This window comes from Pandoraea sp. NE5 (assembly GCF_024363545.1).
In the GTDB taxonomy this organism is placed as follows: Bacteria; Pseudomonadota; Gammaproteobacteria; order Burkholderiales; family Burkholderiaceae; genus Pandoraea; species Pandoraea cepalis.
Genome location: NZ_AP025517.1, coordinates 4,542,345 through 4,557,921 on the forward strand (window position 1 = coordinate 4,542,345; position 15,577 = coordinate 4,557,921).

Sequence of the window (15,577 nt, forward strand, 5' to 3'; positions counted from 1 at the left end):
GCGCCCGCCACCGCTCGCGTTGCGCCCGCGCCACATGACATTGGCCCGCATTCGGCTTGTGCGCGTGTCTTTGCGTCGTCGACGCGTGGCTGCCGACGGGGCCGATACGCCGGACGCACTGTCCGGATATGAGATTCCGATATTGGGAAACCGGTCGTCCGGAACGCATGCATACCTATCGCAACGCAGCGAAAAATCTTCGAAAACTGGCGTAGATCAACAATCCCAATGTTTCCCTGCTTGACACCTTCCCACCTTTCCCGTAAAAAAACGAATGCATGAACGTTGTATGGCGAGTCTTGTGTTCATCTAATGTCGCCCTAGCGTCGCCTCGGTTGTACCTGATCAGCTTTAATGTCATGCGCTCACTGAGCTTCTGGCTCGCTCATTTGAAAACTTTAAGGATTTAAGAAATGGCAACTGGTACCGTCAAGTGGTTCAACGACGCCAAGGGTTTTGGTTTTATTACGCCGGACGAAGGTGGTGAAGATCTCTTCGCTCACTTCTCGGAAATCCAGTCGAAGGGCTTCAAGTCGTTGCAAGAAAACCAGAAGGTCACCTTCGAAGTGAAGATGGGACCGAAGGGCCGTCAAGCCAGCAACATCCAGCCGGTCTAAGCGACGGATGTTTCGCTGCTGATCGCTTAACGCGATCGACGCGTCTCGGGCAGGGTTAAACTAGCCCGCCCGAACTGAAAACCCCGCTCTCGCGGGGTTTTTTCGTTTCGCTCGACCGGCGCGTCAGCGCCGCGTAATCACGCCGCGCGTGGCTTCACCCGACTCGCGGCTTCGAGCGCGTGACGACGGGCCACCTCCAGATCGTTGTCGTACGCCAGCGCCACCCCCATACGACGCTTCACGAAGCTCTCCGGCTTGCCGAACAGACGAATATCGGTGTGCGGCACCTGGAGCGCCTGATCGACGCCGTCGAACACAATGCCCGCCGCATCCACGCCACCATAGATGACCGCGCTCGCCCCTGGCGTCTTCAGCGTGGTGTCGACCGGCAAGCCGAGAATCGCCCGCGCATGCAGTTCGAACTCGTTCTGCCATTGGGTAATCATCGTGACCATGCCCGTATCGTGCGGACGCGGACTGACTTCGCTGAACCACACCTCATCCCCTTTGACGAACAGTTCGACACCGAAGATGCCCTGCCCCCCAAGGTTGTTCGTCACCTCGCGCGCCACCACGCGCGCACGCTCGAGCGCCACCGACGACATCGGATGCGGCTGCCAGCTCTCGACATAATCGCCGCTCACCTGCTTGTGGCCGATCGGCGCGCAGAAGTGCGTTTCGACCTGGCCGTCGGCGCCACGTGCGCGCACGGTCAACAGCGTTATTTCGTAGTCGAAATCGATGAAGCCTTCAACGATGATGCGGCCGTGACTCACGCGGCCACCGGCCATGGCGTAGTCCCACGCCGCCTTCACGTCGTCGGGGCCGTCGATCTTGCTCTGTCCCTTGCCCGAACTGCTCATCACCGGCTTGACAATGCAGGGGTAGCCGATCCCGCTATCGATGGCCGCTTGCAGTTGTGCCAGCGAATCGCAGAATTGATACGGGCTCGTCGGCAAACCAAGCGTCTCGGCCGCCAGACGGCGAATGCCTTCGCGATCCATCGTCAGACGCGCGGCACGGGCCGTGGGAATGACGCGAACGACACCGTCGGCCTCCAGCGCTTCGAGCATCGGCGTGGCGATGGCTTCGATTTCGGGCACGACGAGATCCGGCTTCTCGGCTTCGATCAGCGCCTTGAGCTGCTCGGGATCGGTCATCGCAATGGTGCGCGCGTGATGCGCCACCTGCTGCCCCGGCGCATTTTCATAACGATCGACGGCAATCGTCTCGACGCCAAGACGCTGCAGTGCGATCAGCACTTCACGGCCGAGTTCGCCGGCGCCCAACAGCATGACCTTCGTCGCGCTCGGCGACAGCGGTGTTCCGATAGTGGTCATGGGTGACCTTTGGAGAGTGAGAAATCTGGCGCGTCGACGCCCTTTGGCGTCATACGCGAAAGTCGTATTGTAGCGAGCATGAACGGCAACGCGGCATCAAACCAGCGCGCCACGCAGCACGCGACGGCAGCTTGCGACCATGCACGCATCGGTCTCCTGGTAGCCCATGAGCACCCAGGCGGTGCCGGCGTGGGTCATGGCGCCCACTAGCGCCAGGCCCACGATTCTTGCTTGGGCTTGCGCGTCCTCACCGAGGGGCGGCGGCGCGTCGGCCATTCCCAGGATCAGCCTCGCGAATTCGAAGATGTAGCGCTGATAGATCTGGTCCGTCTCCGGACTCACGCCCATCACTTCGAGCAGCAAGACGCGCGCCGCTGGCGGATGGCGCAAGAACGCGAAAAAGGTATGCAGACCTGCATCGAGCCGGGCATCGAGGGTCGGTGCGCTCGCGGCAATGGCGGCCTGCAACCGGTCGACCAGCGTTTGCGCGTGATGGGCATACGTCGCGCGCAACAATTGCTCCAGGTTCTCGAACGCCGCGTAAAAGTACCGGTCGTTGAGCTTGGCCAGACGGCAGACCGAGCGCACCGTGGCGCGGCGAAAACCCACCGTGCCGAAGACTTCCGTGGCGGCGTCGAGCAGCGCCGCACGGCGCGCCTGCTCTCGCTGCGCCTGCCCCACGCCACCGTAGCGCCGTCCGGGCGTCGCCCCGGGCGGTGTCGCGTCCGTGCCGACCGGTGCCGATGCCGATGCTGTCGACGCGGTATCCCTCGATTCGAGTCCTTGTTCCATTTCGCTATTTGACATCACTCGGACGCAAAACTAAAGTGGTGACACGTATCACCACATTATAGGCAGCGCGATGCCCGTAGCCAAACGGCCTATCGACGCGGCGCCGATGGGAGACAGCACCATGAAGACATTCACGGACAAGGTGGCGGCCATCACCGGCGCAGGCTCCGGCATGGGCCGTTCGTTGGCGCTTGAGTTGGCGCGGCGAGGGGCGCATCTCGCGTTGTCCGATATCGACGAAGCGGGCGTGACGGACACTGCCATCGCCTGCCGCGCCTTCGGCGTGCGCGTCACATCGCAACGGCTCGATGTGGCCGACCGAGAGGCCGTCTTCGACTGGGCCCGCGAGGCCGCCGCCGCGCACGGCAAGGTCAATCTCATCTTCAACAATGCCGGTGTCTCTCTATCGGTGCCGGTCGCGACCGCACGCCACGAAGATTTCACATGGCTGATGGACATCAACTTCTGGGGCGTCGTGCACGGCACGCAGGCATTCCTGCCCTACCTGAGCGCGTCCGGCGACGGCCACGTCGTCAATACGTCCAGCCTGTTCGGCCTCATTGCGATGCCAACGCAATCCGCCTATAACGCGAGCAAGTTCGCGGTACGCGGGTTCACCGAAGCGCTGCGCATGGAGCTCGATCTGGCGAATGCCCCAGTGTCCTGTACCTGCGTGCATCCGGGCGGCGTGGCGACGAAAATCGTGCAGGCCTCGCGCATCGATGACAGCATTGCCGCGCTCACCGGCGTCGATGCACTCACACACCGGCAACGTGCGAACCAACTCATCGACGTGACGAGTGCCGACGACGCCGCGCGGCAAATGCTCGCAGGCGTCGAGCGCAATGCGCGGCGCGTGCTCGTGGGCCCCGATGCGCGCCGCGTCGACAAGCTGGCCCGCCTGCTGGGTGCGCGCTATCAAGGCATGGTCGTGTGGTTCTACCGGCGCACGGCCATGTCGCGCAGACCTTCGTCGAACAAAGGCCGCGCGACAACGCGCCCCACCACGCCCCAATAACGGACGACGGCCGAAGGACATCGCGATGAACACCCACACCACAGCCACCGATATCGCCAGCGCCGCCACGGATCTCGACGTCATCGTGGTTGGCGCCGGGCTCTCCGGCATTGCCGCCGCGCATTACCTGAGCGAGCGCTGCCCGGGCACGCACTTTGCCATGCTCGAAGCGCGCCAGTCGCTGGGCGGCACATGGGACCTCTTCCGTTACCCTGGCGTACGCTCGGACTCCGACATGTTCACGCTGGGCTTCAGCTTTCGCCCCTGGCCAAGCGACCAGGCGATTGCCGAGGGCGGCAAGATCCTCGACTACCTCAACGACACCGCCCGCGCAGAGGGCCTGGACGCTCGGATCCGCTACGGCCACAAGGTGCTTGAAGCCCGCTGGGATTCGAGCATCGCCCGCTGGACGCTGCACATCGAACGCACGCACGCCGACGGCGCTCAGGATACGCAATCGCTCACGTGTCGCTTTCTCTTCATGTGCAGCGGGTACTACGCCTACGACGCCGGACACACGCCGACGTGGCCGGGCACGGACACCTTCACCGGCACCGTCGTCCATCCGCAGCATTGGCCGGCCGATCTCGACTATCGCGACAAGCGCATCGTCGTCGTCGGCAGCGGCGCCACCGCCGTGACACTGCTGCCGAGCCTGGCGGCAACGGCGGCACACGTCACGATGCTGCAACGCTCGCCAAGCTATATCCTGTCGATGCCGCAGCGCGACGGCGTTGCCGAACGGCTGCGCGCGTGGCTGCCGGCGCGCGTTGCACATCGCATCGTCCGCATGAAGAACGTGCTCATTGCGCTCGGCTTCTATCAGGCGGCGCGACGCTGGCCGCATGCCATCCGCCGCGTGCTGATCCGGCGCGCGGCGCAACAGGTGCAGGGTCATGCCGACGTCGCACGCGATCTCACGCCGCGCTATCAGCCTTGGGATCAACGGCTTTGTCTCGCGCCGGGCGGCGATATCTTCAAAGCACTGCGCGGTGGACGAGCGGCCATCGTGACCGACGAGATCGCGTCGTTCACACCACGCGGGCTGGCACTCAAGAGCGGCAAGACGCTCGACGCCGACATCGTCGTGACGGCCACCGGCCTGCGCGTACAACTGATGGGGGGCGCGCGCCTGCGGGTCGACGGCAAACCGGTGGATCTCTGCGACGCGGTCGCCTACAAGGGCATGATGTACAGCGACGTGCCCAATCTCGCGTCGATCTTCGGTTACACCAACGCATCGTGGACGCTCAAGGCCGAGCTGATTGCGCAATACGTCTGCCGCCTCATCAATCATATGAACGCACACGATGTCGACACCTGTGTGCCGCGCCTGCGCGAAGGCGAGCATGGCGAGTTGCCGGCCATTGGCCTGACGTCGGGCTATATTCAGCGCGCCGCGGGCGTGCTACCGAAGCAAGGGCGGCGCAAGCCGTGGGTGTTCTATCAGAGCTACCTGCGCGATCTTCGACTGATGCGCTGGGGCAGCGTCGACGACGGCGCCATGCGCTTCGAGCGTCGCGCCACGCGCTCGGTCGCCCAGGCCACAACGACGCGCGCTTCCGATACGTCGAGTGCAGTGGCCACCGCAGCGCGTTAGTGCGCGTCCTTCGACGACGTCTCCCAAGACATGCGGCGCCCGATAGCCACCCCATGCCGCGCGTTGCTACGATGCGGCCTAACTTAACTTGCCTGCGGATCCACTCGACACTATGCTCATCGTCTACTTGCTGGGTTGCCTGGCCATTGCGATTGCCGCCGTGGTGTTCGTGCTGAGACGCTTCACGTGCCGCGTCGAGCGTCGCGCCGAGGCGGCCGTGCCACCGGACGGCCAATATCTCGACATCGATGGCGACCGCCTGCACTACGTCGACATCGGGCGTGGACCGGCCATCGTGTTCATCCACGGCCTTTGCGGCCAGTTGCGCAACTTTGCCTATCTGCCGCTGGAGACGCTGGCCCGAACCCATCGCATCGTACTGATCGACCGTCCAGGGTCTGGCTACTCGACGCGCAACGCGCTGCGCGACGGCGGCCTCACGTCACAGGCGAACGCGGTCGCGCGCTTGATCGACGCGCTCGCGCTCGACCGGCCGCTGGTCGTGGGGCACTCACTGGGCGGCGCAATAGCGCTCACGCTGGCGCTCGACCATCCGCAGCGAGTGGGGGCGCTCGCGTTGATCGCCCCGTTGACGCAACCGGTGTCCGACGTGCCGGCACCGTTTCGGTCGCTTGCGATTCGCAGTGCCGGGTGGCGTCGCTGGATCGCGCGCACGCTCGCAGTGCCTGTCGGCATGATGACGGGCCGCACGACGCTCGCCTATGTCTTCGGCCCGGAAGACGCGCCAAAGGACTTCCTCATTCGCGGTGGTGGCGTGCTCGGCTTTCGTCCCGGCAACTTCGAGGCCGGCTGCGCCGACGTGCTCGCCGCCGAACGCGACATGCCGGGCCTCGCCGCACGTTACGCCGCGTTGACCGTGCCCGTCGACATTCTCTACGGGCGCCGCGACCGCATCCTCGACGTCCGCGTGCATGGCGAAGCGATGCCGCCGCTCAGCGAACGCGTTCGCCTGACGCTCGTCGATGGCGGGCACATGTTGCCCGTGACACAACCGGAAGCGACTCTGCAATGGTTACACGACGTCGTTGCACGAATGCCCGCGCAGCAAGCACCGCAATACGGCGTCGCCCAACCGATGGCACACTAGGGACTTTCCGATTTCGCGCGGCGGGTGCGCGCACGTCTCATGTCCGATCGTCCTGAAGTCCCCCGCGGACCGTCCAGCTTGCGCATGGCCGCCAGTCTCGTCACGCTGCGCGAGCGCGCAAGCGGCATGGAAGTCTTGTTGCTCCGCCGCGCCGTTCGGGCGAACGACCATAGCTCCGATGCGTACGTCTTCCCGGGCGGCGTCGTCGATGCGGCCGATGCGTTCGGCCACGCCGCCTGCGACGGACTCGACGACGCCACTGCCAGCCAACGCCTGTCCCTCACGCACGGCGGCCTCAATTACTACGTGGCCGCCATACGTGAATGCTTCGAGGAAACCGGCGTGTTGTTTGCCGACGATGTCTCGGGCATGCCGGTCGACGCAGCTCGCCTCGTCGCCATGCGCGCGCAACGCGATGCGCTGCATGAGGGGCGGATCGATCTCGTGTCGCTGTGCCGATCGTTCGGCGTCAGGCTCACACCGGAACGTCTGCACTATCTGAGCCACTGGGTCACGCCTTTGGGTCTACCGAAGCGCTTCGATACGCGATTCTTTCTGGCGATGCTGCCCGCGGGTCAGCAGGTGGAAGTCGACCAGGTCGAGACGGCGGCGCACCGCTGGATGCGCCCCCAATATGCGCTCAAGCATGCCGATCAACTTCGGCTGTTGCCTCCCACACGCAAGCTGCTGCAATGGCTGGACGGTCTCGGCACGGCGGATGCTGCCATGGCGGCCGCCGGGGCGCTGGCGGCGGTGCCACGCATTCAACTGCGACTGGCCACCGGCAAGCGCGGCCGCTGGCCGGTCACGCCCGACGAGCCCGCGTGGGCCGAACTGACACTGACCGATCCCCATGAACTTGGCACCGGCAGCTACGACATCGTGCCTGGGCGTAGCGTGACGCTGATGCCGGGCGTGCTGCGTCTCACCGCCCCGAATCCCGGCATGATGACTGGCCCCGGCACGAACACGTACCTCCTGGGCGGTGGGCCCGACAATGCGTGGGCCGTCATCGATCCGGGCCCGGATGATCCGGCGCACGTCGACGCGATTCTGGCCGCGGCGCCCGGCACCATCCGGCAGATCTTCGTGACGCACACTCACCGCGATCATTCGCCGGGGGCGCGCCGACTAAAGGCGACGACGGGCGCAACGACCTACGGCATGCGCGCGCGTCACGACGAGGGGCAGGACGCGGCGTTCATCCCTGACGTGGCGCTCGCCGATGGCGATGGGGTGCCCTTGCCGGATGGCCGAATCTTGCGGGTCATTCATACGCCGGGGCATGCGGCCAATCATCTGTGCTTCGGACTGGACGACGCGTCGCTTGTCTTCACTGGCGATCACGTCATGCAGGGTTCGACGGTCGTCATCAACCCGCCTGACGGGCATATGGCGACCTATCTGGCGTCGCTCGAGAAGCTTGCGGCACTTGCGCCTGCGTGGCTCGCGCCGGGACACGGCTTCGTGATGGATCGGCCGGCGCAGCGGATTGCGCGGCTCATGGCGCATCGACTCGCGCGCGAATCGCGCACGCTCGAGGCGCTTGCGCAAATCGGCCCGGCCACGCTCGACATGCTCATTCCGGTGGTCTACGCCGACGTGCCCCTGGCACGTCACGCAGTGGCGCGACGCTCGCTGCAGGCGCATCTGGAGAAGCTGGCGGAGGATGGCCTCGCGGCGGTGTCGCCAGACGCGCGGTGGCGGCGTGTCGGAACGATGGCGGCAGGGTGACGCCTACTGGCGTGGGTCGACGTCAGTCGTAGGCGTCGCCGATCAACTCGTCTACGATGCGTTCCCCCGCCTTGCGCCCGGCCATTTCGGCGTCGAGGCGATTGTCGCGATGCCCGTCGGGGGATCGCACCTCCGGCCCCTCCGGCTTGCCGTGCCGGATGACCTGGACCAGGGAGTCCCACGGTCCCGCGTACTCATTCTGAAAGGCCCGCACGCGAATCTGATAACCCGCGCGATAGTCGTAGACCTGCTCGTGCGATGCATAGCTCATGACGGACTCCGCTTGTCTTGAAAACGCCCTGCTCTGCTAAAAAGCGTAGCATCTTCACGATTCGTCGGCCACATAGAGGTTTGGCTCCAAACGAGAGAACAATGCCGTGAACCGGCGAAAAAAAACCCACCTGAGCGAGGTGGGTTTCGAAGCCGGGACGCATGGGGCACCATGACACGCCCGGGAAGACAGGGTCATGCGAACATGACGAGCCCATTATGGACGGACGTGCTCCCTCAGAGTGCGTGTGCCGTGAGTGGAATTAGACATAGATCAAATGTTGCGATATTGAGAGCGTCGTGAGGGATGCGTCGGCGGATTGCGCAGGCAAAATGCGGGCTGCGCTGACGGCAGACATCGTCGATCGACCGGCGCCCGCTGTGCGCGACATTCGCCCAGGGGACGCAACTTCCGCCGGGCGGCGCATCGGCCACGGATCAATGAGATCGTGGCGCCTTCATCGAATTCGGCTATGCTGACGACAAAACACGCCGAGACGCTGGCAAAACGACACGACATGGGGATGTCGCCCGAGGGAACGGGGTCGTATTGTCGGGCAACTGCGTCAGTAGGCGAAACATCATAATCAGTCACGCGGCCATGCCCATTTCGGCAGTTTTTATCAGCATTGCGGTTCTGTCTTGCGTCATGAGCGTAGCCGTTCTGGGTTCGTTGTTCGGAACGAAAGTCCCGGGGGTGCGCCTGTGGTGCTTGGCGAGCGCACTTCTGGCGATCGTGGCGGCGCTGCTCCTGACGGGAACCTCGGACATTGTCGTCGCGGTATCGAGCAGCGGGCTGCTCATCGCCTCGCTTATCGGCTTGCACGGCTTCCGGCAATTCCTCAACGCCCGAGCCTCGTACGCCTGGGAGTATGTCGCGCTTGGCGTCATCCTCGTCATGCTGATCTATTGGACCTATATTTCGCCCCACGTCGACGCTCGCAGCACCATGATCTCGGGGTGTATTGCGTACGTCCGCTTCAGTATCGGCGGGGCGGTGCTGAAATACCGACCGCGGGAACGCCCTAAATACGCGTATTACTTTGTGGCCATTGCGGCGATTCTCGGTGCCGTTGTGCATGCCGTTCGTGCCATTGCGTATGGACTGGGTCTGGCGCATGAATCCACGTTCCTTCAACCGACGCCGTTGAACGTCATGTTCCTGGGCATGGCGACGCTGACGCTGCCGTGTCTGTCGGTCGGCATGGTGCTGTTGGCGCACGACCGGCTGGCCGACCGCATGGAACGCCTGGCGACGTTCGACGACCTGACCGGCCTGCTCGCGCGGCGAGCGTTCATCTCGCGTGCGGAGGCCATCGCCAGGGAGTGCGCCCACAAGCAGTCGACCTTTTCGATCGCGATTCTGGACATCGATAACTTCAAGAGCATCAATGACCGTTATGGGCACGCCGCGGGAGACCTTGCGCTTGCGCATGTGGCGTCGTTGATCGCCGGGGCGGTGCGCGCCACCGACATTGTCGGACGCATTGGCGGCGAAGAGTTTGCGTTGTTGCTGCCGGGCGAAACCCGGGAGCACGCGGGACATCTCATCAATCGGTTGCGCGACATCGTGGCCTCCTCGGGCTCCTGTGTCCCCGGCAGGGACGTGATGTCCACGCTTAGCGCGGGCGTCGATGCGTTTCGCGAGGGCGACACGTTGGCCTCCGTGATGGCGAGAGCCGACGCGGCGCTTTATGCCGCAAAGGCCAAGGGCAGGAATTGTGTCGTGGTCGCGCCCGCGATGGAGCCGCTGCCTATCGTTGTCGAGCACGGGAATGGCGCCGGCTTCGGCGGCAAGACCGCGAATGGCTGATGCTGGAGTAAAACTTTTGGAGAATTCCCGAATCGGGAGAGAAATGACGCGCGAAACGCTTTGAACTACAAGGGAATTTTGGGGTGACCGATGGGACTCGAACCCACGACGACTGGAATCACAATCCAGGACTCTACCAACTGAGCTACGGCCACCGCCGTGATCAGCAACATCACTTGCTTGCTGAACAGAGACAAGATTATAGCGACGTTTTTATCGCGCTGCCAAGCACTATTTTCACTCAATCGAAATATTACTTCGCTGGCATGCACGATCGATGCGCGAGATCGTCATCTCACGCGGCGAGCGCTCTCAACGCAACGCCGCGATTCGATGCCGTGCGTCACGCCGTCGCGAGAGCCGCTACGCCATCGCGCTCCGAAAACGCCCCCGCACGCAACTGAGCACGCGCCTCTTCGAACGCGCCAATCCCCGCTTTGAGACGCTTCGGATCCGACAACACCCGGCGCCATCCCCGCGCGCCCGGTACACCGCGATACAGACCCAGCGCATGACGCGTGATCGCGCCGAGGTATTGGCCCTTCTCCACCTGCGCCGCCGCGTATTCGATCAATGCGTCTTCCACCGCCTCGCGCGATTTCACCGCAGACGTATCGCCGTAGAACCGCGCATCCACTTCCGCAAGCACATAAGGATTGTGATACGCCTCGCGACCCAGCATCACGCCATCGACGTGCCGCAAATGCAGCTCGACTTCATCGAGCGTCTTCACGCCGCCGTTAATCAGAATCTCGAGTTGCGGGAAGCTTTGCTTCAGACGATACGCATAGTCGTACTTGAGCGGCGGAATCTCGCGATTCTCTTTCGGGCTCAGCCCCTTGAGGATGGCATTACGCGCATGCACGATGAAGGTCGAGCAACCGGCTTGCGCAATGCTGCCAACGAAGTCCTCGACGAAGGAGAACGATTCGACGTCGTCGATCCCAATGCGATGCTTGACCGTCACCGGCACCTGCACCACATCGCGCATCGCCTTGACGCAATCGGCCACCAGCGCCGGCTCCGCCATCAGACATGCACCGAACGCGCCACGCTGTACACGCTCCGACGGGCAACCGCAGTTCAGGTTGATTTCGTCATACCCCCATTGCTCGCCGAGCTTCGCGGCCCGCGCAAGGTCCTGCGGCTCGCTTCCGCCCAATTGCAGCGCGACGGGATGCTCGACGGCATCGAAATCGAGATGGCGCGCAACGTCGCCATGCAACAGCGCACCGGTCGTGACCATCTCGGTATAGAGCCACGTGTGACGCGACAACTGACGATGAAAAACCCGGCAGTTCGAATCCGTCCAATCCATCATCGGCGCCACGCTGACGCGGCGGGCAGGCAAGTTCATGCAAATTCCTCGGCTACGGCAAACGTCGTCTCACTCCAGCAAGACGACGTCTCTTGATACGCAAAACACGAAGTATACGTCATGCCCCCATCGAGCACCGGCGCGAGCGCGCCCCCTCGGCCCCGCGCCACATCAGTCCACGAGGGCATTCGCGCGAGGACTTCCCCACCACACGTCGACGCCCCAGGAGTACACTTTCGCCTTCCCGAACGTCACACCAATGCCGCACAAGGAGACGCCAGCATGGCACCGAAGGACTTGTTACGGGCACTCATCGTCGTACTCGCCTGGGGCGTGAACTTCGTCGTCATCAAGGTCGGGTTGCACGGCGTGCCGCCCATGCTGCTGGGTGCGCTGCGATTCCTGCTCGCGGCCTTCCCCGCGATCTTCTTTGTCAAACGCCCGCAAGTGGCATTGCGCTGGCTAATCGCCTACGGTGCGACGATCTCGTTCGGGCAATTCGCGCTCTTGTTCACTGCGATGTACGTTGGCATGCCCGCCGGCCTTGCCTCGCTCGTCCTTCAGGCACAGGCGTTCTTCACCTTGGGGCTCGCCGTGGCGTGTCTGGGCGAACGCTTCCGCGCGCAAAATGTGGCCGGTCTGCTGATCGCGGCGGCAGGCCTCGCCGTCATCGGCATGCAAGGCGGCGGCGCCATGACGCTGCTCGGCTTCGCGCTCACCCTCTGTGCCTCGCTTGCCTGGGCAACGGGCAACATCGTCACCAAAAAGATCGGCAATGTCGATCTCGTCGGCCTTGTGGTCTGGGCAAGCCTGATCCCGCCGATTCCGTTCGCGCTGCTGTCGTATTGGTTCGAAGGCCCGCAGCAAATCGCGAACTCACTCGCACATCTCTCGGCGGCGTCGATCTTCGCGGTCGCCTACCTGTCTTTCGTCGCGACGCTTGTCGGCTATTCGCTGTGGGGTCGTTTGATGACGCGCTATCCGGCCAGTCAGGTCGCGCCGTTCTCGCTGCTTGTGCCGATCATCGGGCTCGCATCGGCGGCACTGCTGCTCGACGAGCAACTCACGGCGCCGCAAATTGCGGGCGCGGCGCTGGTCATGGCGGGCCTCGTGGTGAATGTATTCGGCGCAAAGCTCAAGCAACGCCTGCTGCCGACCTCGCAATAGCGCTCAATAGCGCTCTTCGGTGCGGAAGCGGGCGCGCCCGCTTCCGACCGGGACACGACGCGCGCACGACACCGGCGGACACAGGCGCGATGCCGCCGACACCCGCCGAGCCGAAACGCAAAAAGCCTGATTTCGTGAAGAAATCAGGCTTTCGAATTTGGTTGCGGGGACAGGATTTGAACCTGTGACCTTCGGGTTATGAGCCCGACGAGCTGCCAGACTGCTCCACCCCGCGTCTGAAGAATTGAAGTATATGACAATTGCCACCGCAGTGCAACATAACTCGTCGATTATTTTCCTCGTGACCACGCGGCCGCTAACGCCGGTTCGCCGCACGCGGCGGCAACCCGGGATATCCCGGCCCACCACGTGCGCCACCGCACAGCGTGCGTTGCCGATGATACACTCGCAGCAACCATGAACCGACGCCCTCCCATCCAATTCTGTTCCGCCTGCGGCCACTCGGTCGAGTCGCGCATTCCGCCCGGTGATAACCGCGAGCGACACGTGTGCACCCATTGCGGCACCATTCACTACGAGAACCCGCGCAACGTGCTTGGCACGGTGCCCGTGTGGGGCGATCAGGTGCTGCTGTGCAAGCGCGCAATCGAGCCGCGCCTGGGCTACTGGACACTGCCCGCCGGCTTCATGGAAATCGGAGAGACAACGGCACAGGCCGCCGCACGCGAAACGCTGGAAGAAGCCGGCGCAAACGTCGAGGTCGGCGCCCTGTTCTCGCTGCTCAACGTGCCGCATGTGAATCAGGTCCATATTTTCTATCTGGCGCAGATGCGCGAGCCGCAGTTCGCCGCCGGAGAAGAGAGCCTCGAAGTCGCCTTGTTCTCGGAGCACGAAATTCCCTGGGATGACATCGCCTTCCCGACGGTGGCGAAGACGCTGCGCTTCTTCTTCGAAGACCGTCGCGCAGGGGCCTTCGGCGTGCACCTCGAGGCCTCCCGCAACGGCGCTGCGGCGCCCGGCGTGCCGGTGCCGTCGCTGCCCGTCAATACGGCGCACACCGAGGATATCCTCACGCCGATGCTGCGTGTCTGAGCCGGCCTGCGCGGCCCATCGCACCACGTCACCCGACACGCCGGAACGCTGACATCGACATGGTCGTCTGGCTCGAAGCAAACGATTCCTTTCCCCCGGTGGACGAAGCGCTCGACGCATCGAGCGAGGCGCCGGGTTTGCTGGCGGCCGGCCTCGACCTCTCGCCGCAACGTCTGCTCGCCGCCTACCGGCAAGGCATCTTCCCGTGGTACTCGCAGGGTCAACCCGTGCTCTGGTGGAGCCCGGACCCGCGCATGGTGCTGCGTCCCGAGAATTTCGTCGTCAGCCACAACTTCCGCAAACTGTTGCGTCGCGTGCTGCGCGACGACGCCTGGGAAATCCGTCTCGACGCCGACTTTGCCACCGTCATGCAAGCCTGCGCACAAGCCCCCCGGCGCGCGCAGGACGGCACATGGATCACGCCTGCGATCATTGCCGCCTATCGCGCACTGCACGACGCCGGGCTCGCCCACAGCGTGGAAACCTTCTACGAGGGTGAGCGCGTCGGCGGTCTTTACGGCGTGGCGCTCGGACGCATGTTCTATGGCGAATCGATGTTCGCCCGCCGCACTGATGCGTCGAAAATCGCCCTCGCCGCGCTCGTCGCGTTTGCACGCGCACACGCAATAGAGGTGATAGACTGCCAGCAAAGTACCGCTCATCTGGCGTCGCTCGGCGGCAGCGAAATTCCCCGTCAGGCATTTCTGACGCATGTGCAGAAGGCGGTCGTGGCGCCCGCCCCGGTCTGGCGTCTGGATAAGCAAATGCTCAGCACGCTGGCCTACGGTAACGCAGCAGACAAGGCTCACGAGGTTTCCCAGTGACCCATCCGAACGAACTGCCGCTCTCCCCGCTGTCTGCCCTTCAGTTCTACGCAACGGCGCCCTACCCCTGCAGCTACCTCGACAATCACACGGCACGCTCGCAGGTCGCCACGCCCAGCCATCTGATCAACTCGGACGTCTACAGCGAACTCGTTCGCGCCGGGTTTCGCCGCAGCGGCGTATTCACGTACCGCCCGTATTGCGACGGCTGCCGCGCGTGTGTGCCCGTGCGCGTACCGATCGCGCGCTTCGCGCCGAACCGCACACAACGTCGCATCTGGCGCCGCCACGCCGGCCTCGCGGTCAACGTCTCCGGGTTGCATTACACGGAAGAGCATTACCAGCTCTACATGCGCTACCAGTCGCAACGTCATGCGGGCGGCGGCATGGACCACGACAGCCGCGAGCAGTACGAGCAGTTTCTGCTGCAAAGCCGCGTGAACTCCCGACTGGTGGAATTTCGCGAGCCGCCCGGCCATCAGGGCGCAGGCACGTTGCGCATGATCAGCATGGTCGACATCCTGAGCGACGGCCTGTCGTCGGTCTACACGTTCTTCGATCCCGACATCGAAGGCGCGTCGTACGGCACGTACAACATTCTTTGGCAGATCGAGCAGGCGCGCGCGCTTGGACTGCCGCACGTCTATCTCGGCTACTGGATTCAGGCAAGCCGCAAGATGGTCTACAAGGCGAACTTCCGCCCCCTGCAAGGCCTGCTCGACGGCCAATGGCAAGACATGCCGGAAGCCATGCTCGACGCCGCCGGCGAGTAACGTCGGCACTGTGCTCCGTGGTGCTGTCAGGCGTGCGATTCGCGGGGCGGCCACCCGTGCGCACCGCGCTCATTCCCTTGCCACCGCGCCGCCATTCAGGAGTACGCAGAGCGTAGAAAATTGACGCGCTCGGCGACCGGGATACCGGTA

The 15,577-nt window shown here is 63.9% G+C and carries 14 protein-coding genes and 2 tRNA genes; 10 read left to right on the forward strand and 6 right to left on the reverse strand.

What is annotated here, in order from left to right; translation table 11 throughout:
• The first annotated feature begins 413 nt into the window (after positions 1–413).
• On the forward strand, positions 414–617 hold the full coding sequence (locus PanNE5_RS20540) for a cold-shock protein (protein ID WP_017232339.1): 204 nt from the start codon (positions 414–416) through the stop codon (positions 615–617).
• 137 nt (positions 618–754) lie between these two features.
• Here the strand turns inward: PanNE5_RS20540 and purT are convergent, their stop codons facing one another.
• Both purT and PanNE5_RS20550 read right to left on the reverse strand, forming a co-directional pair.
• The gene (gene purT / locus PanNE5_RS20545) at positions 755–1,957 is read right to left on the reverse strand and encodes a formate-dependent phosphoribosylglycinamide formyltransferase (RefSeq protein ID WP_017232338.1); all 1,203 of its coding nucleotides are present in this window, start codon (positions 1,955–1,957) and stop codon (positions 755–757) included.
• 96 nt (positions 1,958–2,053) lie between these two features.
• Positions 2,054–2,764 carry a TetR/AcrR family transcriptional regulator gene (locus tag PanNE5_RS20550; RefSeq protein WP_083902198.1) on the reverse strand — a complete coding sequence of 237 codons (711 nt, stop codon included), beginning with the start codon at positions 2,762–2,764 and terminating at the stop codon, positions 2,054–2,056.
• Positions 2,765–2,870: 106 nt separating this feature from the next.
• On the opposite strand from PanNE5_RS20550, the gene PanNE5_RS20555 reads away from it, so the two are divergent.
• The 4 genes from PanNE5_RS20555 to PanNE5_RS20570 all read left to right on the forward strand — a co-directional run bounded on the left by PanNE5_RS20555 (position 2,871) and on the right by PanNE5_RS20570 (position 8,209).
• Positions 2,871–3,767, forward strand: a complete 897-nt coding sequence (locus PanNE5_RS20555; RefSeq protein ID WP_017232336.1) for an SDR family NAD(P)-dependent oxidoreductase — start codon at positions 2,871–2,873, stop codon at positions 3,765–3,767.
• Positions 3,768–3,792: 25 nt separating this feature from the next.
• Positions 3,793–5,367, forward strand: coding sequence for a flavin-containing monooxygenase (locus PanNE5_RS20560; protein WP_261938731.1), 1,575 nt, complete (start codon positions 3,793–3,795; stop codon positions 5,365–5,367).
• Positions 5,368–5,479: 112 nt separating this feature from the next.
• Positions 5,480–6,475: an alpha/beta fold hydrolase gene (locus PanNE5_RS20565; protein WP_017232334.1), complete on the forward strand. Its 996-nt coding sequence runs from the start codon at positions 5,480–5,482 to the stop codon at positions 6,473–6,475.
• Positions 6,476–6,514: 39 nt separating this feature from the next.
• Entirely contained in the window at positions 6,515–8,209 is a 1,695-nt protein-coding gene (locus PanNE5_RS20570) for an MBL fold metallo-hydrolase (protein WP_026131671.1), read from the forward strand.
• Between the two features lie 22 nt (positions 8,210–8,231).
• On the opposite strand, the gene PanNE5_RS20575 is transcribed toward PanNE5_RS20570, so the two are convergent.
• Positions 8,232–8,480, reverse strand: a complete 249-nt coding sequence (locus tag PanNE5_RS20575) for a hypothetical protein (protein WP_261938732.1) — start codon at positions 8,478–8,480, stop codon at positions 8,232–8,234.
• A 648-nt stretch (positions 8,481–9,128) separates the two neighbouring features.
• On the opposite strand from PanNE5_RS20575, the gene PanNE5_RS20580 reads away from it, so the two are divergent.
• Positions 9,129–10,292 (forward strand): GGDEF domain-containing protein, encoded by a 1,164-nt coding sequence (locus PanNE5_RS20580; protein WP_232424524.1) that lies wholly within the window; start codon positions 9,129–9,131, stop codon positions 10,290–10,292.
• A 79-nt stretch (positions 10,293–10,371) separates the two neighbouring features.
• Here PanNE5_RS20580 and PanNE5_RS20585 read toward each other — a convergent pair.
• Both PanNE5_RS20585 and dusA read right to left on the reverse strand, forming a co-directional pair.
• A tRNA-His gene (locus PanNE5_RS20585) sits at positions 10,372–10,447 on the reverse strand.
• Positions 10,448–10,635: 188 nt separating this feature from the next.
• The gene (gene dusA, locus PanNE5_RS20590) at positions 10,636–11,649 is read right to left on the reverse strand and encodes a tRNA dihydrouridine(20/20a) synthase DusA (protein WP_017232330.1); all 1,014 of its coding nucleotides are present in this window, start codon (positions 11,647–11,649) and stop codon (positions 10,636–10,638) included.
• 243 nt (positions 11,650–11,892) lie between these two features.
• Between dusA and PanNE5_RS20595 the strand changes: the two genes are divergently transcribed.
• Positions 11,893–12,777 carry an EamA family transporter gene (locus PanNE5_RS20595; RefSeq protein ID WP_261938733.1) on the forward strand — a complete coding sequence of 295 codons (885 nt, stop codon included), beginning with the start codon at positions 11,893–11,895 and terminating at the stop codon, positions 12,775–12,777.
• Positions 12,778–12,935: 158 nt separating this feature from the next.
• Here PanNE5_RS20595 and PanNE5_RS20600 read toward each other — a convergent pair.
• A tRNA-Met gene (locus PanNE5_RS20600) sits at positions 12,936–13,012 on the reverse strand.
• Between the two features lie 200 nt (positions 13,013–13,212).
• On the opposite strand from PanNE5_RS20600, the gene PanNE5_RS20605 reads away from it, so the two are divergent.
• Genes PanNE5_RS20605 through PanNE5_RS20615 form a run of 3 tightly spaced genes read left to right on the forward strand, consistent with a single transcriptional unit; the run spans position 13,213 to position 15,427 of the window.
• Complete coding sequence (locus PanNE5_RS20605; RefSeq protein ID WP_083902200.1) at positions 13,213–13,830, forward strand: NUDIX hydrolase; 618 nt, start codon at positions 13,213–13,215, stop codon at positions 13,828–13,830.
• A 59-nt stretch (positions 13,831–13,889) separates the two neighbouring features.
• The gene (aat, locus tag PanNE5_RS20610; RefSeq protein WP_261938734.1) at positions 13,890–14,654 is read left to right on the forward strand and encodes a leucyl/phenylalanyl-tRNA--protein transferase; all 765 of its coding nucleotides are present in this window, start codon (positions 13,890–13,892) and stop codon (positions 14,652–14,654) included.
• The gene (locus tag PanNE5_RS20615) at positions 14,651–15,427 is read left to right on the forward strand and encodes an arginyltransferase (protein ID WP_017232326.1); all 777 of its coding nucleotides are present in this window, start codon (positions 14,651–14,653) and stop codon (positions 15,425–15,427) included. Before aat ends, PanNE5_RS20615 begins: the two co-directional genes overlap by 4 nt.
• Positions 15,428–15,577 lie beyond the last annotated feature (150 nt).